Annotated in this window: 23 protein-coding genes and 2 pseudogenes; 12 read left to right on the top strand and 13 right to left on the bottom strand. The window is 68.3% G+C overall.

Translation table 11 applies throughout. The annotated features are described in order from the left end of the window. Positions 1–92 precede the first annotated feature (92 nt). Positions 93–599 carry a nuclear transport factor 2 family protein gene (locus tag ACOBQB_RS15225; RefSeq protein ID WP_423592248.1) on the bottom strand — a complete coding sequence of 169 codons (507 nt, stop codon included), beginning with the start codon at positions 597–599 and terminating at the stop codon, positions 93–95. 196 nt (positions 600–795) lie between these two features. Between ACOBQB_RS15225 and ACOBQB_RS15220 the strand changes: the two genes are divergently transcribed. Beyond that, positions 796–939 carry a hypothetical protein gene (locus ACOBQB_RS15220; RefSeq protein ID WP_423592247.1) on the top strand — a complete coding sequence of 48 codons (144 nt, stop codon included), beginning with the start codon at positions 796–798 and terminating at the stop codon, positions 937–939. 105 nt (positions 940–1,044) lie between these two features. On the opposite strand, the gene ACOBQB_RS15215 is transcribed toward ACOBQB_RS15220, so the two are convergent. The 3 genes and pseudogenes from ACOBQB_RS15215 to ACOBQB_RS15205 all read right to left on the bottom strand — a co-directional run. Next, positions 1,045–1,194 (bottom strand): hypothetical protein, encoded by a 150-nt coding sequence (locus ACOBQB_RS15215; RefSeq protein WP_423592245.1) that lies wholly within the window; start codon positions 1,192–1,194, stop codon positions 1,045–1,047. Between the two features lie 415 nt (positions 1,195–1,609). Then, positions 1,610–2,482, bottom strand: a complete 873-nt coding sequence (locus ACOBQB_RS15210; protein WP_423592243.1) for an undecaprenyl-diphosphate phosphatase — start codon at positions 2,480–2,482, stop codon at positions 1,610–1,612. Between the two features lie 299 nt (positions 2,483–2,781). After that, positions 2,782–2,910, bottom strand: a pseudogene (locus ACOBQB_RS15205) (transcriptional regulator); the annotation flags it as partial. An 81-nt stretch (positions 2,911–2,991) separates the two neighbouring features. On the opposite strand from ACOBQB_RS15205, the pseudogene ACOBQB_RS15200 reads away from it, so the two are divergent. After that, positions 2,992–3,204: pseudogene (locus tag ACOBQB_RS15200) on the top strand (steroid 3-ketoacyl-CoA thiolase); the annotation flags it as partial. A gap of 72 nt (positions 3,205–3,276) precedes the next feature. Here ACOBQB_RS15200 and ACOBQB_RS15195 read toward each other — a convergent pair. Then, positions 3,277–3,984 (bottom strand): TVP38/TMEM64 family protein, encoded by a 708-nt coding sequence (locus tag ACOBQB_RS15195; protein ID WP_423592241.1) that lies wholly within the window; start codon positions 3,982–3,984, stop codon positions 3,277–3,279. 49 nt (positions 3,985–4,033) lie between these two features. Between ACOBQB_RS15195 and ACOBQB_RS15190 the strand changes: the two genes are divergently transcribed. Next, positions 4,034–4,741, top strand: a complete 708-nt coding sequence (locus ACOBQB_RS15190; RefSeq protein WP_423592239.1) for a DNA alkylation repair protein — start codon at positions 4,034–4,036, stop codon at positions 4,739–4,741. Between the two features lie 331 nt (positions 4,742–5,072). After that, positions 5,073–6,254, top strand: coding sequence for an elongation factor Tu (tuf, locus tag ACOBQB_RS15185; protein WP_423592237.1), 1,182 nt, complete (start codon positions 5,073–5,075; stop codon positions 6,252–6,254). Positions 6,255–6,344: 90 nt separating this feature from the next. Here the strand turns inward: tuf and ACOBQB_RS15180 are convergent, their stop codons facing one another. After that, on the bottom strand, positions 6,345–7,118 hold the full coding sequence (locus ACOBQB_RS15180) for a thioesterase II family protein (RefSeq protein ID WP_423592235.1): 774 nt from the start codon (positions 7,116–7,118) through the stop codon (positions 6,345–6,347). Positions 7,119–7,859: 741 nt separating this feature from the next. Between ACOBQB_RS15180 and ACOBQB_RS15175 the strand changes: the two genes are divergently transcribed. From ACOBQB_RS15175 to ACOBQB_RS15145, 7 genes are all read left to right on the top strand, one after another. After that, complete coding sequence (locus ACOBQB_RS15175) at positions 7,860–9,422, top strand: GNAT family N-acetyltransferase (RefSeq protein WP_423592234.1); 1,563 nt, start codon at positions 7,860–7,862, stop codon at positions 9,420–9,422. Then, positions 9,403–10,542 carry an HAD-IIIC family phosphatase gene (locus ACOBQB_RS15170; protein WP_423592232.1) on the top strand — a complete coding sequence of 380 codons (1,140 nt, stop codon included), beginning with the start codon at positions 9,403–9,405 and terminating at the stop codon, positions 10,540–10,542. The genes ACOBQB_RS15175 and ACOBQB_RS15170 overlap by 20 nt, the downstream gene beginning before the upstream one ends. Further along, entirely contained in the window at positions 10,520–10,792 is a 273-nt protein-coding gene (locus ACOBQB_RS15165) for an acyl carrier protein (RefSeq protein WP_423592231.1), read from the top strand. Before ACOBQB_RS15170 ends, ACOBQB_RS15165 begins: the two co-directional genes overlap by 23 nt. 309 nt (positions 10,793–11,101) lie before the next feature. Continuing rightward, a complete protein-coding gene (locus ACOBQB_RS15160) occupies positions 11,102–12,274 on the top strand; it encodes a beta-ketoacyl-[acyl-carrier-protein] synthase family protein (RefSeq protein ID WP_423592229.1) in 1,173 nt (390 codons plus the stop codon). After that, positions 12,271–12,789 (top strand): hypothetical protein, encoded by a 519-nt coding sequence (locus ACOBQB_RS15155; RefSeq protein WP_423592227.1) that lies wholly within the window; start codon positions 12,271–12,273, stop codon positions 12,787–12,789. The genes ACOBQB_RS15160 and ACOBQB_RS15155 overlap by 4 nt, the downstream gene beginning before the upstream one ends. Before the next feature lie 26 nt (positions 12,790–12,815). Next, complete coding sequence (locus tag ACOBQB_RS15150; protein WP_423592225.1) at positions 12,816–14,219, top strand: class I adenylate-forming enzyme family protein; 1,404 nt, start codon at positions 12,816–12,818, stop codon at positions 14,217–14,219. Then, positions 14,216–14,965 carry a thioesterase II family protein gene (locus ACOBQB_RS15145; protein WP_423592223.1) on the top strand — a complete coding sequence of 250 codons (750 nt, stop codon included), beginning with the start codon at positions 14,216–14,218 and terminating at the stop codon, positions 14,963–14,965. The genes ACOBQB_RS15150 and ACOBQB_RS15145 overlap by 4 nt, the downstream gene beginning before the upstream one ends. 124 nt (positions 14,966–15,089) lie before the next feature. Here ACOBQB_RS15145 and ACOBQB_RS15140 read toward each other — a convergent pair whose 3' ends face one another. The 7 genes from ACOBQB_RS15140 to ACOBQB_RS15110 form a co-directional block, all read right to left on the bottom strand. Continuing rightward, entirely contained in the window at positions 15,090–15,473 is a 384-nt protein-coding gene (locus ACOBQB_RS15140) for a hypothetical protein (protein ID WP_423592221.1), read from the bottom strand. Then, a complete protein-coding gene (locus ACOBQB_RS15135) occupies positions 15,440–15,922 on the bottom strand; it encodes a hypothetical protein (protein WP_423592220.1) in 483 nt (160 codons plus the stop codon). The genes ACOBQB_RS15140 and ACOBQB_RS15135 overlap by 34 nt, the downstream gene beginning before the upstream one ends. 104 nt (positions 15,923–16,026) lie before the next feature. Further along, positions 16,027–17,046, bottom strand: coding sequence for a methyltransferase (locus ACOBQB_RS15130; protein ID WP_423592218.1), 1,020 nt, complete (start codon positions 17,044–17,046; stop codon positions 16,027–16,029). Between the two features lie 54 nt (positions 17,047–17,100). Beyond that, positions 17,101–18,168 (bottom strand): pyridoxal phosphate-dependent aminotransferase, encoded by a 1,068-nt coding sequence (locus ACOBQB_RS15125; RefSeq protein WP_423592216.1) that lies wholly within the window; start codon positions 18,166–18,168, stop codon positions 17,101–17,103. Continuing rightward, entirely contained in the window at positions 18,165–18,545 is a 381-nt protein-coding gene (locus ACOBQB_RS15120; protein WP_423592214.1) for a cupin domain-containing protein, read from the bottom strand. Before ACOBQB_RS15120 ends, ACOBQB_RS15125 begins: the two co-directional genes overlap by 4 nt. A 2-nt stretch (positions 18,546–18,547) precedes the next feature. Then, the gene (locus ACOBQB_RS15115; RefSeq protein WP_423592213.1) at positions 18,548–19,489 is read right to left on the bottom strand and encodes an SAM-dependent methyltransferase; all 942 of its coding nucleotides are present in this window, start codon (positions 19,487–19,489) and stop codon (positions 18,548–18,550) included. A 167-nt stretch (positions 19,490–19,656) separates the two neighbouring features. After that, complete coding sequence (locus ACOBQB_RS15110; RefSeq protein WP_423592212.1) at positions 19,657–20,100, bottom strand: phosphopantetheine-binding protein; 444 nt, start codon at positions 20,098–20,100, stop codon at positions 19,657–19,659. A 250-nt stretch (positions 20,101–20,350) separates the two neighbouring features. Here ACOBQB_RS15110 and ACOBQB_RS15105 point away from each other — a divergent pair, with 250 nt between their 5' ends. Next, positions 20,351–21,265 (top strand): ketopantoate reductase family protein, encoded by a 915-nt coding sequence (locus tag ACOBQB_RS15105; RefSeq protein ID WP_423592210.1) that lies wholly within the window; start codon positions 20,351–20,353, stop codon positions 21,263–21,265. Positions 21,266–21,288 lie beyond the last annotated feature (23 nt).

Below are 21,288 nucleotides of genomic sequence, written 5' to 3'. Positions count from 1 at the left end.
GCGCTGCCGACGATCTAGAACAGTGGGCGTTTGTTCGGCTGGCGCGGCCGAGCGGCGGTAAGGGTGGACGGTGACGGGGGGCTCGGCGGCAGTCAGTCCCCGGCGGGTGTCTCGCCGGGCCGCCGCCCGCCGACGCGGCGCCACTTCTCCCGCACCGCCACCTCGCGCAGTCGCCAGCCGTCGTGCGTACGCAGCAGCGCGAAGGCGTACCGCCCGCCGCAGACGAAGTCGGGCGCCGAGGAAGAGGAAGGCGTGGTGCTTCCTGGGGGGTCCGCGAACCGCATCGGGTTCACATAATCGGCCCGTACGCGCGCGGAGTCCCCGATGTCCTGGTCCAGCGTGCCGAACTCCAGGCGGCGGTTGACGATCAGGTGCTGGCGCATCGGGAACATCCGCATCGTGTCGGCCAGCCATGCGGCCACCTCGGCGGAGTCTCCCTCGATGCCGCCGGCGGAGCGGTAGTCGGCGCGTCCTGCGGGTGCGAACAGCTGCTGGTAGGCGTCCCAGTCACCGTCGTCGACGGCCACCGCGTACTCGGTGATGAGGGCATCGATGGCCAACCGGTCGATCACGGCGGCGAGTTCCACGCGCTGGGTCATCGGCTCAGTGTTGGGCACGGGGGATGCGGAGCCAAGGGGTGTGCACGGAGGAGAAGGAGCCGGGGAGGAGCGGGAGGAGCGGGGAAGGGACGAGGAAGGGTCAGGAAAGGCACGGCACTGTCCGTACCGCGTCTGAGTGGGTACACGCAGAAGTGCACGGTCCGCCAGTCACTCTCGTCAGAGGAGAACGAACGACATGCCAGGACTGATGACGAAGATCAAGCAGTTCGTGCAGAGCCCGCAGGGCCGACGCACGGTCGCACAGGTACGTCGCGCCTCCGCCGACCCGCGGCGACGGGCCCAGGCCCAGCGGTTCCTGGGCAGCCTGCGCCGACGGTGACGCCGGCCGGCCGGTCCGCTCCCCCCTGCCGGGAGCGGCCCGCTGCCGGCAGGGCCTGACGTCAGCCCCGCGACGAGACGCCGCTCGGCGTCGCAGCGCCGTACGTCAGGCGGCCCGCACCATCTCGGCACGGACGGCCGCCGCCCACTCCGTCACCAACTGTTCGTACTCCCTGCGCTGTTCGGGGGTGAGGCGACCACCCGCGCGCAGCCACAGGCCGCGTATCCGCTCGTTCAGTTCCATGGAAGAGCGCACGGAACCATGGGTTGGTGGGGTTAAGGGCATGGCGCCAAGCCTAGGGGATGAGTACGACAATCGGAACTGTCAGCTACCGCACACCTCCGCCGGGTGATCGCTCCCGGCGTCTGCGCCCGAGTCGCCACCCTCATATCCGTATGGAACGGTAGAAAGCGACTCGACGGTCCCGCCGCACCAGTGGTTCCGACTCGAACCCCTGCTCTCTGGCGGAACCTGTGGTTCCTATCGAAGAGGTGGCTCCATGTCCTCGAAGCGACGTCGCAAGAAGAAGTCCCGCCGCAAGCACGCGGCCAACCACGGCAGCCGCCCGCAGTCCTGAGACCGCCCACGCGGCCGGGCCCCCGCCCGGCCGCCGCCTCAGGAGGCCCCTCCACGGAGGCCCCTCCATCGCGATCCCCACGCGACCGTCGTCCTATCCCGCTGACTCCCCCGCGTGCGGGCTCAGCGTCCCCGTCGCCACCAATGCGATGAGGACGATACCGAGCACGATCCGGTAGTAGACGAACGGCATGAAGCTCTTGGTCGTGATGAACTTCATGAACCACGCGATGACCGCATAACCGACCACGAACGCGATGATCGTCGCGAAGATCGTCGGCCCCCAGGAGACATGGCCCTCGCCCGCGTCCTTCAGTTCGAAGACGCCGGACGCGAGGACGGCGGGGATGGCCAGGAGGAACGAGTAGCGTGCCGCGGCCTCGCGGGTGTAGCCCATGAGGAGGCCGCCGCTGATCGTGGCGCCGGAGCGGGAGACGCCCGGGATCAGGGCCATCGCCTGGCAGAAGCCGAAGATCAGGCCGTCCTTGACGCCCAATTCCTTGAGGCCCTTGCGGTGGCGTACGGCGCGGTGCCTGCCGCCCGTTTCGTCGCGGGCCGCCAGGCGGTCGGCGATGCCGAGGACGACGCCCATCACGATCAGCGTGGTGGCGATCAGCCGCAGGTCGCGGAAGGGGCCCTCGATCTGGTCCTTGAACGTCACGCCGAGGACGCCGATCGGGATCGAGCCGACGATGACCAGCCAGCCCATCTGCGCGTCGTGGTCCGAGCGAGGCACCTTCCCGAGGATCGAGCCGAACCACGCGGACACGATCCGCGCGATGTCCTTGCGCAAGTAGATCAGCACGGCCGTCTCCGTGCCGATCTGCGTGATCGCCGTGAACGCGGCGCCCGGGTCGTGCCAGCCGGCGAACGCCGCCGTCAGCCGCAGGTGCGCGCTGGAGGAGATCGGGAGGAACTCGGTCAGTCCCTGGACGAGCCCGAGGATGAAGGATTCAAGCCAAGACATGAAAACTGCCCGTCCAAGTACTGATCATCAGACCGCGTGAGCGGTCATTGAGGTCATTGAGGTCATTGGGGTCACAAGGTCATCGAGGTGCGTGGCTTAGCCGAGGCGGTGCGTCGTGCAACGTGGGCGAGCCCCTGAAGGGGCGGAACGCCGGGACGCGAGGGGGGATCGCCGCGATCACCCCCTCGTCGAGGGGCAGCGTAGCGGCCTTGGGTTACGGGGATGCCGGGAGGGCCGTCTTGCAGCCGCCCGGCAGTGGGCGGCCGGGCAGCCGGGCGGCAGGGGGCCGGGACCGTGGCCTACGCCGCCGAGGGACCCGTCGTCGTCCAGCCCGGGGTCTGGGGACGCGCGGTGAGGTCCTCGTGGCGGACCGCGTCGCCGCAGGCCGAGCACGTCACCACCGGAACCAGTTCGTGGCCGCAGGAGTGCGCAAGGCGACCTTCTCCACGACCCCCGCGTCCACCCGTCGGCGAAGGCGCGTCGCGAGGATGTCGCGGGGCGCGCGGCTGCGGGAGGCCGGCGCCGACCACGAGAGAGCCAACGTGCACGGCGGCGCCATCGCGCTCGGTCAGCCGCTGGACGCCAGCGGCACCCGACTGATGATTACGCTCGTCCACGCGATGCGCGCCCGCGGCGCCCGGTACGCCCGGTACGTCCTGCAGACCAGGTGCGGGGCGGGCGGGCTCGCCAACGCGACGATCCTCGAAGGGCTCTCACGGTGAAGGGCTCTCACGGTCCCGTCGAGGCCCGTCCGGCCCCGTTCGGTCTCGTCGAGTCCCGTCGGCCCTGATGGGTCAGCGGGCGCCGCGGAAGTGGTGGCGCTTGAACCACGCGACCGCCGCCCCGCCCAGGCCCGTCACCGCGATGAACCCCATCGCGATCAGGAAGACGGGCGACGTCGGCGTCGAGGCGCGGGCGCCCGCGATGACGTACGCCGCCGTGTTCGGGATCGACCCGAGGCCCGTGGCGAGGAGGAACGGCAGCCAGCCCATGCGGGAGACCGCCGCGCAGTAGTTGGCGGCGGCGAACGGCACTCCCGGGAAGAGCCGCACGGCCAGCATCGACCGGAAACCGTGCCGGCTGAACTGGCCGTCCGCCGCCCTCAGCCAGCGTCCCCGCAACAGCGGCCGCAGCGCGTCCTGGCCCAGCATCCTGCCGAGCCCGAAGGCGATCCCGGCACCGAACACCGTGCCGGCGATCGCCGCGGCGAGACCCGCCTGCGAGCCGAAGAGCGCGCCCGCCGCGAGATTGAGCAGCGGCCGCGGCACGAACGCGGCGGTGCACGCCCCGTACGCCACCGCGAACAGGGCCACTGCCGTCGCGCCGCCCAACTGCGCGGGCCAGCCGTCGGAGAGGAGCCGCTGCGGCTCGAACAGCAGCACGCACGTCGCCGCCGCGGCGAGGAGCACCACGAGCAGCGACAGCCGCGACCACGGCGAGAGCAGCGCCCGGGTGCAGCGCACGGCGAGGCCCTGTGGTCGGGCGGTTGCGGTCTCGAACATCCGGGAAGACTAACCGGCTGATGTGTCTGATCGCCGTATGGTGCGTCTCATGAGCGTCACAGTCCCGAGAAGTGCCCTGGCCGACACGGTGCTCGACCGGCTCGTCGTGACGTACGCCTCGGCGGCCTCGGCGGCCGATCCCCGGCGGGGCGAGCAGATGAGCGCGTACATGAAGGATGTCGCCCCCTTCCTCGGCCTGGCCTCCCCGGCGCGCCGCGAGCTGTCGCGCGCCGTCCTCACCGGGACGCCGCGCCCCGCCGAGGCGGACTGCGCGGCGATCGCGCTGCGCTGCTGGGAACTGCCCGAACGCGAGTACGCCTACTTCGCCGTGGACTACCTACGCCGCCACGTGCGGCGCTGCTCCTCCGGTTTCCTGCCCGTCGTACGCCACCTCGTGACCACGCGCTCCTGGTGGGACACCGTCGACCTGCTCGCCGCACATGTCGTCGGCGGGCTCGTCGCCGCCGACCCGCGGCTGCGCGCCGACATGGACGCGTGGATCGAGGACGAGGACGTGTGGGTGGCCCGCACGGCGCTCCTGCACCAGCTGCGCCACAAGGAGGCGACCGACACCGAGCGCCTCTTCGCCTACTGCGTACGTCAGTCGGGGCACCCGGAGTTCTTCATCCGCAAGGCGATCGGCTGGTGCCTGCGCGAGTACGCCAAGACCGACCCGGACGCGGTACGCGCCTTCGTCGAGCGTGAGCGGAACCGGCTCGCGCCGCTGTCGGTGCGGGAGGCGCTGAAGAACCTCTGAACCGGCCGACCGGCCGCAGAGGCAACTGAGCGCGCACCTCGCCGCGTTCGGCGAAATTCATTCGACGTGGGTGACTCGTGTCGGCGAGGATCAGACCCATGTTCCGGTACGCCTTCCTCGCAGCCACGCCCGCAGTCGCGGGCGCTGCGAAGGCTGCCGTCATCGCCCCTTGCGCCCCCGACGCCTTCGACGGCGCCCGAAGCTGACCCTCCCCGGACACTCCGGCGGACCCCGCAGGGGGAGGGTCGGTACGGCCCCTGGGGTCCCCGTCCCGGCCACGCGCACACCGCTGGTCCGGACCACAGCTTCGAGTTCCGGAGAAGGAACCACCATGCCCAAGACGGCTTACGTCCGCACGAAACCGCACCTCAACATCGGCACCATGGGCCACGTCGACCACGGCAAGACGACGCTGACCGCCGCCATCACCAAGGTCCTCAGCGAGCGCGGCACCGGCACGTTCGTTCCCTTCGACCGCATCGACCGCGCGCCGGAGGAGGCGCAGCGCGGCATCACCATCAACATCGCGCACGTCGAGTACGAGACGGACACCCGGCACTACGCCCACGTCGACATGCCCGGCCACGCCGACTACGTCAAGAACATGGTCACCGGCGCCGCCCAGCTCGACGGGGCGATCCTCGTCGTCTCGGCGCTCGACGGGATCATGCCGCAGACCGCCGAGCACGTGCTGCTCGCCCGCCAGGTCGGCGTCGACCACATCGTCGTCGCTCTCAACAAGGCCGACGCCGTCGGAGACGGCGAGGACGCCGTGCTGACCGACCTCGTGGAGCTGGAGGTCCGTGACCTGCTCTCCCGGCACGGATACGGGGGCGACTCCGTCCCGGTCGTACGGGTCTCCGGGCTCAAGGCGCTGGAGGGCCACCCCCGGTGGACCGCCGCGATCGAGGCGCTGCTCGACGCCGTGGACACGTACGTGCCGATGCCTGAGCGCTATCTCGACGCGCCGTTCCTGCTGCCCGTCGAGAACGTGCTCACCATCACCGGGCGCGGCACCGTCGTCACCGGCGCCGTCGAGCGCGGCACCGTCCGCCTCGGCGACCGGGTGGAGGTGCTCGGCGCGGACACCGAGACGGTGGTCACCGGCCTGGAGACCTTCGGCAAGCCCATGGAGGAGGCGCAGGCCGGGGACAACGTGGCGCTGTTGCTGCGCGGCCTGCCACGCGGCGCCGTACGCCGCGGCCATGTCGTCGCGGCGCCCGGCAGCGTCAGCCCGAAGCGGCGCTTCACCGCGCAGGTGTACGTCCTGTCGACCCGCGAGGGCGGCCGTACGACACCGATCGCCACGGGGTACCGGCCGCAGTTCTACATCCGCACCGCGGACGTGGTCGGTGACGTGGACCTCGGCACGGCGGCCGTGGCCCGCCCCGGCGAGACGGTCACGATGACGGTCGAGCTGGGCCGTGACGTGCCGCTGGAGACCGGCCTCGGCTTCGCGATCCGCGAGGGCGGCCGCACCGTCGGCGCGGGCACCGTCACGGAGCTCGCCTGACCGGAGCGCCTCCCGCACCTCGCGCCGTCCGCCTCGACCGGGCTCCCGTGCCGGCCTGCCGGTACGGGAGCCCGAACATCGCTGAAGCCTTCACCTGCCCTGGGGCTCCGGCACCGGACGGTGCACCCTCCCGCCGAGCGCCTTCTTGATGATCGCGGCCAGTTCATCCGTGCGCTCGTCCAGATAGAAGTGCCCCGCCGGCAAGACGTGGCATTCGCCCGGCACCGCGGATTCTTCGAGCCAACCGGCCGCCTCGTCCACAGTGACGATCGGGTCGCTGTCTCCGACCAGCACCGTGAACGGAACGTTCAGCAGCGGTCCCGGGCGCCAGGCATGAGTGCGCAGAGCCTGATAGTCCGCACGCACGGCGGGCATGACTATCTCCAGCAGTTCCGGTTCGTCCAGGAGGGCCTGGGCCCCGCCGAGGCGCTCCATCTCAGCGATCAGGGCCGCGTCGCCGACGATGCGGTCGCTGGGGGGCGGTACCGGAGTGGGGCGGCTGCGCCCGGACAGGAACAGCCGCGCGGGCGCGGGCGCCGAGACGTCCTCCAGCAGTCGGGCCGTCTCGTAGGCGATCGCCGCGCCCATGCTGTGTCCGAAGAAGGCATAGGGCCGCCCGACATCGAGACACTTCACCAACTCGTCCGCGATGTGGCGAGCGAGCCCGATGATGGACTCGACGGGCGGCTCTTGATAGCGGTCCTGGCGTCCCGGGTACTGGACGGCACGCACATCGACATCAGGAGACAGCGCGCCGGACAGGGAGAAATAGGCGCTGGCCGCGCCACCCGCGTGGGGGAAGCAGATGAGCGGTATCCCGCTGGGGGACGTGCTTGCGAATCGTTTGAGCCACTGGCTCTCCATACCCGTTCCATTCCTGTGACGGTCCGCTGCTCGGGTGGGGCCGCCATCAGCTCCCCCGGGGGCCACACTACTCAGGCAGACGATCACCGGCAGCGTCGGGGTGACCACGCCGAGCGCATTCCGCGCGTATTCAGCGATATGTGCGTGCTCGGTAATTCACGCTCGCACTCTCTTTCCAAAGGAATAGCGGAGCTGCCGTGCCGCTCGGCTCCTTGCCTATTCCTGTGCGGCTGCGCGGACGGCGGGCGCGCCTCCAGGAGGGTCGGCACACCCGACGGCCGCCGCCCGGAGGGCCGAGGTGGGCGACGCGTGCCGGGGCTGTCGCCCGGCGCCTCGTGGGTGCTCCATTCCGGCCCGGCCCCCTGGGCCCGCCTACCCCGGCCGGGGTACCCTCGGGGGGTGGGTGGCATGCAAGTCATCTATACTGGCGGGCACGTTGGCAACACTGAGGATTATATTTTGACGGATTCATGTTCGGCTGGGCGCATCGAGGCGGATGCCACCCTTCAAGAAGTGGCTGATGCAGTCAATCTACAGGAGGGAGTGCCGGGCGTACGCTCCGTCCTGAGGGCTATCCGTCGACTGGCCCCGGTTTCTACAAAAGAAATCAGCAGGGCCACGAATCTCCCGGTTCCGATTGCCGCAGCCGTAGGCAATGAATTGCGCCAGCGAGGCCTCATCAGCGAAAAGCGGCCTTCCCGGCTCACCCCCTCGGGGCTGTCGCTCCTCGCGGAGCTCGGGATGAGCCTCTCCCTCGACGCGACATGCCCGGACTGCGACGGGCGTGAGCTGGTCATTCCCGCGGTGCTCGACGAGGCCGTCCAGCGGCTCACCGAAATCATGGAAGCCGGCCCGCAGGCCGACATGGCCCTGGACCAGTCCCGGTGCACGGCGGAGACGAAGGTGCGCCGAGTACTGGCGCTGCTCCGCGCCGGTGTGCTGCCCGGCGGCTCGTTGTTGCTGGTCGGGGACGACGACATGGTGTCCCTGGCTGTCGCGGTCGTCGGCGATGTACTCGGCTCGCCGCTGGTGGAGCGGCTCACCGTCGTCGACATCTCCCCGGAAATCCTCGGCCATATCAATCGCGTCGCCGCCGACTATAAGATCAACATCGAAACCGTCGAGCACGACCTGCGCCTTCCGATTCCGAAAGAGCTGCGCGGTCAGTTCGATGTGGCGATGACGGACCCGCCGTACACCCCGGAAGGGGCGCGACTCTTCCTTTCACGGGCCGTCGAAGGACTGCGCCCGGGGACCGCCAACAGTGTCTTCTTCTCCTTCGGACCCAAGAATCCGAACGAGATGCTTGAGGTTCAGCAGGAAATCATGAACCTCGGCCTCGTCACCAATGGCTTCATCCAGAACTTCAATGAGTACGAGGGAAGTGGAATTCTCGGCGGCCGGGGGTTCTTCCAGCACTTGCTCACCACCAGTTCCACCCAGTCGTCCCTGGATGAGAATTACGAGGGGCCGCTGTACACGCGTGACAAGCGTTCGCGGCAGCGGGAATACGAATGCGTCTGCTGTCATGCGCGTTTTCCGGTCGGACCAGGTGCCCAATGGACATCGGTCGGAGCCCTGCGCGCGAATGGCTGCCCCGAGTGCGGGCGCGGCCCGTTCAAACCGCGCCAATTGGTCAGCACACCGGTGCAGCCCGCCGACCAGACCGCACCGCGCGCCGACCAGACCGCACCGCGCGACGAGCGGACCGCGCCGAGCGACGCCCCGGCTCGGACGGCTCCGGCCCGCACGGCTCCGGCCCGTGTGAGTGCGCCGGTGCAGGTATCGGGCAGGCTCGAAGAGCTCGCGGAGAAGACCGGGGCGTACCGCGTGAGGCCCGCCGAGAGCGACGACCTCGACGCGATCGGCGCCTTTGAGGTGGAGATCGCCAAGGTCTCGTTCGGCGCTGACGCGATCGACGACCCACAGCGGCACCAGGCCCGGCTGGGCAGGGCGATGCAGAAGTCCCGGGCGGGGATGTTCGTCGCCTGCGACGCGGACGGCACCGTGGTCGGCTGGCTGTGGATGAGCATCAACAAGAACACGATGACCGGCGATTCCTACGCCAACTTCCGCTCACTGGCCGTGCTGCCGATCGAGCAGCGGTCCGAGATCGCCGAGCTGCTGATCGCCACCGGTCTCGACTTCGCCGTCGACCACCACGTGGGTGAGGTGATCGGCAGGGTGTACACGGGGAACATTCCGATGCGCACGCTGTATCGGAAGTTCGGATTCGACGCGACCCACATGGCCATGCGGCTCCGACTCCCGAACCAGGCCGGACATGCACACGTCGGCCAGTGACGGTCACGGCGCGGGCGTCCTCGATCGGGTGAAGTGCGTCGTGTGGGATCTCGACGGCACGCTCTGGGACGGCGTGGCCATCGAATCCGAGACCGGGGCGCTGCCCGCCCCGCGCGCGTGGGTGCTGGACGCGATCGACGCGTTGGCCGAGCGCGGCGTGCTGAGCAGCGTCGCCAGCCGTACGGCGCCCTCACAGCTGGAGCTGCTGCTCGCCGAACCGGCCCTTTCGAAGCGCTTCGTGGCCCCGCAGGTCGGCTGGCAGGACAAGAGCGAGGCGCTGCGGCGGATCGCCGACGACCTGGGCATCGCCGTGGAGTCCTTGGTCCTCGTCGACGACAACGCCTACGAACGGGCCGAGGTCAGTGCGATGTTGCCGGTGGCGATGACGCTCGCGCCGCAGGACGTGCCCGAGTTGCTCGCGGCGATCAGTACCGGCGACATCACCGCGGACGCCCGCGAGCGAGTCGCCCGGTACCGCACCGACGCCCTGCGGAAGGCAGCCGGCCGGGAGTTCTCCGGTACCCGGGAGGACTTCTTGAGGTCCTGCGACATGCGGCTCTCCCTCGGCCCGGCCCGTGCGCGGGATTTCGACCGGTTCGTCGAGCTGGCCGCCCGCACCCACCGGCTCAACTCTTCCGGGCTGGCGGTGGAGACGGACCGGGTCCGGGCCCTCATCGCGGAGGGCGCGTACGACCTGTGGGTGGCGGAGCTGGACGACCGTTTCGGCGCGTACGGGCTGATCGGGGCGGCGCTGGTCGAGCGCGCTGCGGACAGCTGGCGGATCCGGTTGCTGGCCCTCTCCTGCCGGGTGGCGGGGCGCGGTGCCTCCCTCGGTTTTCTGCGGTGGCTCATGGACCGCGCGTCGGCTGCCGGGGCGGCGGAGATCCAGGTGGACTCCCGGCCCACGTCGGCAAATGTGGAACTGCGCCTGCTGTTCAGGCAAGCGGGCTTCCGCGTGGTGGCCGATCACGTGGACAAGGAAGAGGGCAGGGACGGGGACGGGGACGGAACTCTGGTTACCCTCGGCAGGCCGCTGCGGGGGCCGCTGCCGGATTATCCGTGGTGGTTGGAAATCGTTGACAGAGAGAAAACCCTGAATGATGGCACAGCAAAGTCCTGAGGCCGAGGTGGAGCAGACGATCCGCGATCTGCTGGCACAGGCATTGGGAGACAACGTCGGCAGGATCGCGTCGCTGCCCGCCGAAACCGAGCTCTTCGGCCCCGAGATCGGACTGTCGTCCCTGGCGGGCGCCGCTCTCCTGAGCGGACTACAGCGGCGGTTCGGTGTGGACGTCGCCGACAGGGACCTGAATCTCGACTCCCTCCAGTCAATTGCCACCCTGCGGGACTTCGTCGTCACAAACATGTAGGGGAAGGCGCCGTCTCTGACACGTGGTCACATGGGGGCTGACCAGGGCCTGGACAGAAGCCGGCGCCGACCGGGCACAGGCCTGGACAGTCTGTGTCGAAGGGGGCGGGTGTGCATGGCTCGGCGGTATTCGCCCGCTATTCCCGGAAGATCTTGCGGCGCTTGCCACGGGTCCGAGACGCGCGTTAGTGTGATTTTGCTTCGGAGTAGTCGAGTTGCGCATCAACTCTTCCTCTTCGGAGGCACGAATGATAAGGGGGGCGGCAACGCATATGCGGGGCAATCAACAGAGTTGTCGTGACGGTGCTTGATGACGACTGACATACCTGCGACAGCGGGACGAACGAACTCCGACCGTTCAGTGTGTGTCACTGGAATGGGGTGGACGACAGCTCTCGGCACTGAGCTCGGTGATGTCTGGCAGGAACTCCTGGACGGGCACAGTGGAATTCGCAAGATGCCTCCGGACAGCGTGTCGACGATGCGCGAGGCCGCCTGGCTCAAAGACCGCGATCCGTCCCCGTCCTCCGCACAGCGACAGGTCGCCGTGGCCGCCGCGGCAGCCGCGCTGCGGGACGCCGGCTGCGCGTCCGGCGACATCGATCTGTTCGTCCTCGGCAGCAGCCTCGGCCCGCATCTCGACGACGCCGCCGACGTGTCCCCGTACGACCTGACGATTCCGGTCGGTGAAGAGCTCGGCATCGAGCGGTCACCGATCGCGCTGAGCACCGCCTGCTCATCGGGAGCCGACGCGATTCTCCTCGCGGCCTCCCTGATCCGCAGCGGCGTCGTGGACCGCTGCCTGTGCGGAGGCATCGACCTGCTGAGCGACGCCAAGCAGCTCGGGCACTCCCTGCTCGGCACCGCGTCGCCGACCTCTTTCCGCCCGTTCGACGAGAACCGCGACGGCATGGCACTCGGCGAGGGAGCCGGATTCCTCGTCCTGGAGGCGCGCTCGGCCGCGCATGAGCGCGGCGCCCGCGTGTGGGGCGAGGTCCGGGGCTGGGGTTCCTCCAACGATGCCTCCGGGCTGACCGCGCCCGACACATCCGGCGCCGGCGCGGTACGCGCGGTCCAACGGGCCCTCGGCAAAGCCGATGTCGCCGTCGAGGACATCGCAGTGATCAACGCGCACGGGACCGCCACCCGAGTCAACGACGCCACCGAAGCCAAGTGTTTCGAGCAGCTCTTCGGCGACGTCGAGACCAAGCCGGTGGTCTTCGCGACGAAGCCGGCCTTCGGTCACACCCTGGGCGCCACCGGAGCGATCGAGGCGATCGCGTTGCTGCTCTCCTTGCATCACGGAGTCGCCCCGCCGCTCCCGCAGTGCGAGACGGTCATGTCCGACTTCCCGCTGCCGCTGCCCACGGACGGGGCGTTGCCCCTGAAGGGCACGTTCGGCTTCAGCCTCACCCTCGGTTTCGGCGGCTTCAACACCTGCCTGGTACTGGAGCGCGGCACTCATGAAGGCAGGTCGGCATGACTGACGCGCAGTGGTGCCCCGAGGGCGCCGTCGTCGTAGGCGAATCCGACGTCCGCCTCGACGACCCGAGTGCGGCCCCGCGCCGGATCCCCGGCACGTACGCCGACCCTGTGGCATGGATGATGGCGGACGCGGTGGCCGCGGCCCTGGAAGGCTGCGGCGCCGACGCTCCGACGGACCGGTCCGAGGTGGCCGTCATCGGGATCAGCGAGTACGCGACGCGCCGGACGCTACAGACGGTCGCAGCCGGAGTGCCGGCCGGCCGGATGTCCCCGATGCGGTTCGCAGCGGCAGGTCCCGGCTCGCTCGTCGGTCTCGTCTGTGCGGTATTCGGGTTCCAGGGGCCGACTTTGATGCTTCCTATGCCGGTCACAGAAGCCACAGAGGTGGCGAAGGCGATGATCGCCGACTGGCTGACCGATGATTTCGTGAGCGCTGCTCATGCGGTTGTCGTGACCTATGACATCGCCGAGGACGGCCGCCACCGCGCACGCTGTTCCGTGATCAGTCGGTGAAAAACAATGCGGAGGAGTCACATCCAATGACGGAGCAGCAGTTCGGCGTCGAAGGGATTGGCGATTTGCTGCGCCGTGTCGAAGAGATACCCCCGTCGCAGAATGACGATCCCCTGACGCTGGACGCTCTCGTGGAGCGTTTCGCGGCGCTGCCGGCCGAGCCCGGATCGGTCGTCGTCATCTCGCTGCCCAACAGCGCGCGCCTCCTGCGGATATTCTTCGCGGTCTCCCTGGCCGGGCACACCCCGGTGATGCTCGCTCCCTCGACGCCACCGTCCAGGGTGCGGGACATCTGCCGGCACATGGGCGCGTACGCCCTGATCCGGACCAGCATCCGGCCGACGGACTACGGCCTGAGCGACACCGCGTCGATCGGCGGCGTGGATCTTGCGGTCTTCACCGACTGGCAGTATCAGCGGCATGGCCGCGGGCACGTCATCCTGATGACGTCGGGCACCTCCGGCATGGCCACCGGGTGCCTGCACAGCGTGGATTCCCTGCTGCGCAACGCCCGTCGGCACGCCGCCTCCGTCGGCCAGACGGAGAAGGACACCGTGCTGGTCAGCCTGCCGGTGTTCTACTCCTTCGGCCTGGTCGCGCAGGTACTGGGCTGCCTGGTCTCGGGGGCGTCGATGATTCTGGCGGGCCCGCCGTTCTCCGTCACCAACTACGTGGAAACCATCACCCGTCACTCCGTCACCGTCTCGGCCCTGACCCCGATCCAGGTGAAGTCGGTCGTGGGCGTCGGCGAGGAACTGCCCGCACCGCTGCGGACGTTGAGCGTCGGTGGCCAGGCGCTCGATCCCAGCTACGTGTCCCGTCTGGTGAAGCTCAATCCCGAGCTGGGCCTGTACCTGACCTACGGACTGACCGAGGCCGGGCCACGGGTCTCCACCCTCGCGGCCCATCGCGAACACCCCGACCGCTACCGCTCGGTGGGACTGCCGCTGGACGGCGTGGAGGTGCTGACGCGCGAGAGCAGTGAGTACGGTGAGCGCGAGTTGCTGGTCCGCTCGGACACCATCTACCGCAAGCGGGTCGGGGAGATCCCGCTGTCGAAGCGGGGAGAGCTGATCGAGGAGGGACTGCTCGCCACCGGCGACATGGGTTACGTCGATGACGACGGCTATGTGTACGTCAGCAGCCGTCGCTCGGACTTCGCCATGGTGCGGGGCGAGAAGGTTTCCCTGGCGACGGTGCGCAAGGCCGCCGAGTCCCTGCCCAACGTGGTGCGGGCCGCGGCACGGGTGATGGCCGACGACGGCAACGACGACGACTTCGCCAGGGTGGGGCTCGACGTCTACGTCAATGACCTCGACGTGCCCACGGAGGCCGAGGTGCAGCGGTCGCTACGGGCCTTGCTGACCCGTAACGAGCGTCCTGGCGAAGTGCGGATCCACCCGCTGCGGTCCGGTGAGTTCCACAAATGACGACGGCCGAACCGTCAGCCGACCCCGGAGCCGAGCCGCTCACGCTGTACTGCGTACCGCATGCGGGAGGGTCGGCCCGGAGCTTCCTGCGCTGGCGCCGTGAGATGCCGGCGGCGGTCCGCGTGGCACCGCTGGAGATCGCGGGCCGGGGCCGCCGAACGCGCGAGCCGCGGCACGCGAGCCTCCAGGAGGCCGCGCGTGATCTCGCCGACGGCCTTGAGCCGAGCGGACGTTACGCCATCCTGGGCCACAGCATGGGCGGACTGATCGCCCATGAGCTCGCGCGGCTGCTCACGGACCGGGGCACAGCCCCCGAGTTCCTCGTGGTGGCGGCGACCAGGCCCTGCCATCTCCTCTCCCCGGACGCGTACGCACCGCTGCTGGAGCTGCCGGACGACCTCCTGCTGGAGACGCTGGCGGAGCATGCCACCATCCCGGCAGAGCTGGTTCACTCCCCGATGAGAGCGCTCTTCGTCCCGGTGATCCGTGGCGACCTGGAGCTGATCGCCGGGTACCGGCCGGACCTCACGGCGGAGCCGCTCCCGGTCGAGTTGTCGGCCTGGTACGGCACCGAGGACGCGACGACGCCTCCGGAGGTCATGGCCGACTGGCAGCGCCACACGCGACTTCCCTGTCGCGTCGACGCCTTCGCGGGCGGCCACTTCTTCCTCCACGACCACCTGGAGCCGGTCGCGGCACGCCTCGTCGAGCTGGCCCTGGCCGGCTCGACGCCGCGAACCGGCTGAGCCGGGCCGCAACGACAAGGACGCGAAACAGCACAGACCCGAAGCAGCACAGACCCGAAACAGCAAAGACGCTCACTGAAATGAATCAGTGAGCGTCTTTGTCGTTGCCTCTACGGCGTCGGCCTCAGCCCGTCACAGGGCATCCCGAACCCTTGGGCGCTTCGTCGTGCCGGGTGCCGAGCGACCAGTACGCCTGCTCGGAGGCCCGCCACAGCTCCGGGAACAGAACGAAGTCCGACCGGGCCTCCATGGTCGACACCGAACGTCCGCCGAGGCTGCGGGGCTGGTCCGTCTGCTCGTTGTCGTGCCGCAGCCCGGGCTGACCGCCCAGCTGGGACCAGACCATGATCAGATGGCTCTTCTTCCAGCCGAGAACACTGGCGTCGAACCGCAGCATCGCTTCCCGCACCAGAGCGAGGGAGTACGCCTGCTGTGAGCCCTTGCCGGAGTCGGCCGCGTCGTTCTGGATGGTGATCAGCTCTGCCGGGGTGCACTCGGCGCGCTCCATCGCCTGTTCGAAGGACTTCCAGAGCGGCCGGGCGACCCGGCGGAGGTTGCGATACCCGGGGAGTCGAGGCCGGTGGCGTCCTCCGGCAGCGAGTTGCGCATCATCAGCAGGCTGTGCTGCGGCAGGTGGTCGGAGAGCAGACGCACCGCGTTGATGGTGATCTCGCTCAGCTCCCGCGACCGCTCCAGCAGCCGAACGGCGTGCTGGTACCGGTCGTTCTCCAGGTGCTCCTTCACTCGCCGCAGCTCGTAGTGGATCTGCACCCACGCGTACTCGCTGATGAGGTGTGTGACCTGGAAGAATCGCTGGTCCGGGTGGTTGGTCTCGCTCTCCGGGACCAGCGCGGAAAGCGCGTCGGTCAGATTGAGGACGCTTTCGTAATTGCTTCCCCTGTCGAATTCGTACGACAGCTGCGAGTTGCTTTCGTCCGGATTCAATGAACGCTTCACGGGGCTCCCTGTCGATCTTTTCCGCTGCCCTGACGGAGGACGGTTGCCGGCCCGATGGCGGCGGGCAGTCCGTACGGGTTGCTCAAGACCGGCTCAAGACCGGCTCAAGACTGGACGGTGAACTCGAGCAGCCACATGCCCGGGGTCTCGAAGCGGAGAGTGTCCGTCAGCTCCATGCCGACCTTGGCCCCGAGGCCGCGGTAGTCCTCGACACTGCGCTCACGCGCACCGAGCAGGACGAGCATCAGCAGGTCCGCGTAGCTGGCCATCACCGGGTCCTTGCCGCTGTCGACCATACGCTCGACGATCAGAACGCGGCCGCCGGGCCCGGCCGCCTCGACGAGGCGGGCCATGATCTTCTCGGCGTCGGCGTCGCTCCAGTTGTGGAGCGTGTTGGCGATCAGGTAGACGTCGCCCTGGGCGGCGATCGGCTCGAAGAAGCTGCCGCCGACCAGTTCGCAACGGTCGGCGACCGGAGCGAGCGTCTCCCGGGCCTGCTCGACGACGTGCTCCAGCTCGAAGAGCGTGCCGCGCAGCTCCGGGTGGGTGTTCAGCAGCGGGGCCAGCAGCGCGCCCTTGCCGCCGCCGACGTCGACGACGTGCTTGACCGAGGCCCAGTCGTAGATCTTGACGAACTCGGGAACCATGCGGTTCACGGTCCGGGTGAGCCCGTCGTTGAACGACTTGTCCAGCTTCGGGTGCGCCTTGAGGTCGTCCCAGAAGTTGGCGCCGTACACCTTCTCGTAGACCGGCTCGCCGGTGCGAACGGCGGTCAGCAGCTCGGCGATGGCCGGCTCGAAACGAGCCTCGATCTCCCGGGCCGGGTCCTCCAGGTCCAGCCAGCGCTGGAGGGTGCTCGGGTGGTCGGAGCCGATGACCTGGCCGACCTCGGTCACCGCGTAGGTTCCCGACTCCTCGGTGAACAGGCCGAGAAGCGTGAGGTAGCGCATCACGCGGCCGAGCGCCTGCTCATCGGCGCCGGTCTGCTCCGCCATGGCCTTCGGCGTGTTGTGGCCGGCCTCGACGAGATCCGGCAGACGTAGCGTGGCCGCCACCCGCACCGCAGTGGGGGTGAACTCGGAGGCCAGCGCGAGGATCGTGTTCAGAGGGTCCTGACGGAACACGTCATGCTCCTTGTGTTTGTACGGGTGTGCGGCAATGAGTTGTACGCGACGTGTTCAGCCGAGGGGATCGACCTGGTCCAGTGCGTTGAGCAGCGCGAGCAGATCGTCGCGGGTGCCGAGCGAGATTCTGAGATAACCGGGGAAGCCGAACAGCGCCGCGCTGCGCACGAGAATGCCGTGCTCGGCCGCGAGCCGGTTCTGGGCGAGCAAAGGGTCCTGTACCTGGACGGCCACGAAATTCGTCGAGGAAGGCAGGTGACCGCGTCCCCGCCGGTCCAACTCGGCGCCGAACCAGACGCGTTGCGCGTCATTGGCGCGGCGTGTCCCTTCGAGGAAATCGGAATCTCCGAGAGCGGCCGTCGCGGCGGCCTGGGCGATCCGGTTCACGCTGAAGGGCAGGGTGCGCAGCGTCTCCTTCAGCTCGGCGATCAACTCGGGTGCGCCGAGGGCGTATCCCACCCTCAGCGAAGCCAGCCCGTACGCCTTGGAGAAGGTACGCAACACCATGACCGGCGCACCGCGGTCGAGATATGAATGCGCCTGCGGAGTTCCCGGGTCGGCGAACTCCATGTACGCCTCGTCGAATACCAGCGGAACACCGCTGTCTCCCGAAGCGTCCACCAGGGTGCTCAGATCCGCCGCGGGGAGCACCGAGCCGCTGGGGTTATGCGGGTTGCACACATAACCGATGCCGTGCTGGGGCAATTGGGCGGCGAATCGCGCGACATCCATCGCCGTGCCGTCGAGCGGCACCGCGGTGTGCGAGCGACCGACCCGGTCCAGCGAGGCCGCGTATCCGGGGAATGTCCCGCCGTGAACGAGCCCAGGGCGCGAACGGTCGCCCAGAGTCAGAGCCGTGGCGAGTACGAGTTCGTCACTGCCGTTGGCGACGGCGATCCGGTCCGGGGAAATGCCCCAGTGCGCGGAGAGCGCCTCCACCAGTTTGTCCCGCTCGGGAGCCGGATACAGGTTGATCCGCTGAAGTTCCTGTTCGGCAGCCTTGACGGCCAACGGGCTCGCACCGTATGGGCTTTCGCTCAGGTGCAGCCGGATCAGATCGTCGGCACCGGGAATGGTGGCGTTGTACGCCTTCTTCTCCGGTGTGGCCGATACCGCGCTCACACGCGGTCCCCGATCAGGACGCCGAAACAGTAGCTGCCGACCTCGGCCTCAAGAGTCAGGAAGCAGTGCTCACTGCCGGCCGGAATGCGCATGACGGCCGGAGAGGTCAACTCGTAGCGCTCGCCGTCGAGTTGTACTTCAATGCGGGCGCCACCCTTGTTGGGGGAGACCAGCATGTAGATCTCGTCCACTTCGTGGGTGTGCGGTGCGGCGACCGGCTTTCCCACCAGAGTGCTCAGTTCACCGCCCGCGAGCTGCACCGGCAGCCCGCCGAACATGTCGGCCGTCAGATAGAACGGCGCGGGCTGGTGATGACCTGCCACCGCGAGGGGGATCGGCAGTTGGTCGATGATCTCTGCGTTGCGGGCTTCGGCCATGGTTACCGTGCCTCCAGCACGAAGAGGTACGTGTGCGGCGCGCCGAAGGGCACGGTGCGGCGAACGGTCAGACCGCCCTGCTCGAAAAGCTCCTCGTATGCCTCACGGGTGTAGATCGGCACACCCATCAGCGCGTGCGCCAGTTCGAAGCCGCTGGAGAAGATCGGCATGGTGCCGGAGCCGTCGTGCGGCCGGACCGTGGTGTCACCGAGCAGGAAGGTGTGGGCCTTCGGGAAGGCCGCGCGCAAGGAGGGGATGACCTCCGAGCGGGTGGCCGGGTCGATGAGCAGGTCGTGCAGGAACATGAAGCTCATGACGACGTCGACCTCGTCGGCGCCCTCGATCTTCTGCTTGCCGGAGATGACGTCGCGCACGTCGGCGCAGACCGGCTTCACCTGACCCTGCAGGTCGTAGCGGCTCACGGTCTCCACGGCCAGCTCGGTGGCCGACTGGCTGATGTCGAGGCCGATGCCCCGCGTGCCGGGGCGGGTCTGGATCAGCCGGCACAGGCGCTCGGAGATTCCGCTGCCCAGGTCGGCGAGTACGGAGAAGTCGAGCTGGTTGATCTGCTCGTCGAGCAGGTGGCGCATCAGGGCGATGTCGGCCTGCGCCGAGCCGAGGGCCACCATGGCCTCGTCGCGCCGGACGTCCTCACCGAAGCTGCGCTTGCCGCGGGCGATGGGCGCCGCGTTGGCGAAGACGTCGTGGTAGCCGCCGACACTCCAGGTGAAGAACCCGATCATGCGGCGGACTTCCTGACCGTCCTGCGTCAGTTCCACCTGGTCGCCCCGCACGGACATGAAGCCGAACGACTCCGCCGACGCGATCAGCGCGCGGAACACGGACTCGTCGAGACCGTTCTCCGCGCAGTAGTCTGCGATATTCAGGCTCTTCGCCTCGGCCAGGTGAGTGAACACCTGAAGCCGTTCCAGGGCGAAAGCCACATTCGTACTGATGAAGCCATTGAATGCCGCGTCCGCATTCATGGGGACTTCAGCTCGGCCACGCCACTCCGGGGGCAGAGCCAACTCGGCGCCGGCTCCGCTGTTCGATCCCGGGGTTATTGTCGAAGTCAAAGGAAATGCCTCTCTGATCCCACTGAAGACAGGTGCTATTCGGCAGGGGCCGACGCTTTTGCGATCTCGTGTTCCACGGCCGCAGTAAGCTCCCGGACGGTGGGGTTGTCGAATACCAATCGGATGGGCAGCCGCATGCCCGTGTGCCTGCGCAATTTCATCAGGACTTGAGTGGCCTTCATGGACTGGCCGCCCGCCTCGAAGAATTGCGTGGTGTCATCGAAGTTCTTGTGTCCAAGAACTTCGACCCAGGCGTTCAGTACATGGTTGCGGATTTCGCTGGCAGAAGCAGGTGTGGACAGCTCTGCTGTGGCGGCCTGTTCTGTCTTGGGAGCGCGACGGGGCTCTTTGGGCTCGCCGTCCGCATTAAGGATCATGAGTTTAATCTCCCCCGAAATTAACAAGAGCCACTGTGCCAGAATTGTTTGCCAGTGGCGACGCTGCCCCCCGATGCGCCCAATGGCGACATGTTGCAGCAAGCTCGATGGCTGGCACTATAAGCACCTCGGTTGAGGGTAGTCAAGAGTTGACTGACCTCGGGGGACCTGATGTAAGGTCAGGCAGGTGGGTCCGGCAGGAGTGAATTATCCGGAATCTTCGCGCGGGCCGCGTCTGATGGATTATCGGCCGACAAGTTGCCGACGGGTTCTCGACCCGGGGATTTAAGTTTCCATTCACTTGGACCGTTGACGGTCTCTGGTCGAAGTGTTTTCTTCGGCGGTTCGGTTAATGTTTTGGTTCCAACGGGGGAATGCGTTGAGGCATGCAATTTTGGGGGCCGGAGGGGTCGGTCTCGCGCTGGGAGCCTCCCTGGCGAAGTCGGGCCTGCCTGTGGTCCTGGTGATGACCGAGTCCTCGTACTCCCGCTATCCAGGCCGGATCACCGTGCACAGCAAGCTGCGTGAGAGTTACAGCGTGCCGGTGAGGGCGGTCGAGCGGCTCACCGAACCGATCGATGTCCTCTGGGTGGCGACGAAGGCGCCGGCATTGGACTCCGCTCTCGAGCGCATTCACCTGGCTGGTGAGGCTCCGTCAATTGTGCCTTTGCTCAACGGCATCGGCCACCTGGGGCCCTTGCGTGCCCGATTTGGCCCGAGTTTGCTGCCTGGCTCCATCCGGATCGAAGCCATGCGCACCGCTCCCGGCGAGGTCACATGGAACTCCCTGTTCGCCTCCGTCGACCTGGCTTCGGAGGATGTGACGAACGCCTCCCGCCTGCGGTCTCTGCGGGCTGAGCTGGAGCAGGCCGGCTTCGGCTGCCAGTTCGGCGATTCGGCAGAGGCGGTATTGTGGCATAAGTTGATCTTTCTGCTGCCCCTGGCCCTGGCCACCACGGCGGCCAAGGGCCCTGTCGGCGTCGTACGGCGCAACCCCGAGTTGCTCGCGCTCATGCGCGACGTCTGCCGCGAACTCTGCGCTGTCGCCGCCTCCCAGGGCATCGCTGTCGACGCGGCGGCGAGCCAGCGGCTTCTCGACTCCTTCCCGGGCCGTACCGACTCGTCGATGCACCGGGACGCCGCCGAGGGCCGGCCCACCGAACTGGACGCACTCACCGAACCGGTGCTGCGGCTCGGTGCCGCCGGCGGTATCCCCACACCGTCGATCCGGGAGCTGGCCCAGTACGCCCGCGACGCCGGCAGCTGAGCCCACATGCGCGGAAGATCCAT

This window comes from Streptomyces sp. G5(2025) (assembly GCF_049542075.1).
Lineage (GTDB): Bacteria > Actinomycetota > Actinomycetes > Streptomycetales > Streptomycetaceae > Streptomyces.
Note: the sequence above shows the minus strand (reverse complement) of the source record. Positions and strands in the feature narration are given on the sequence as shown.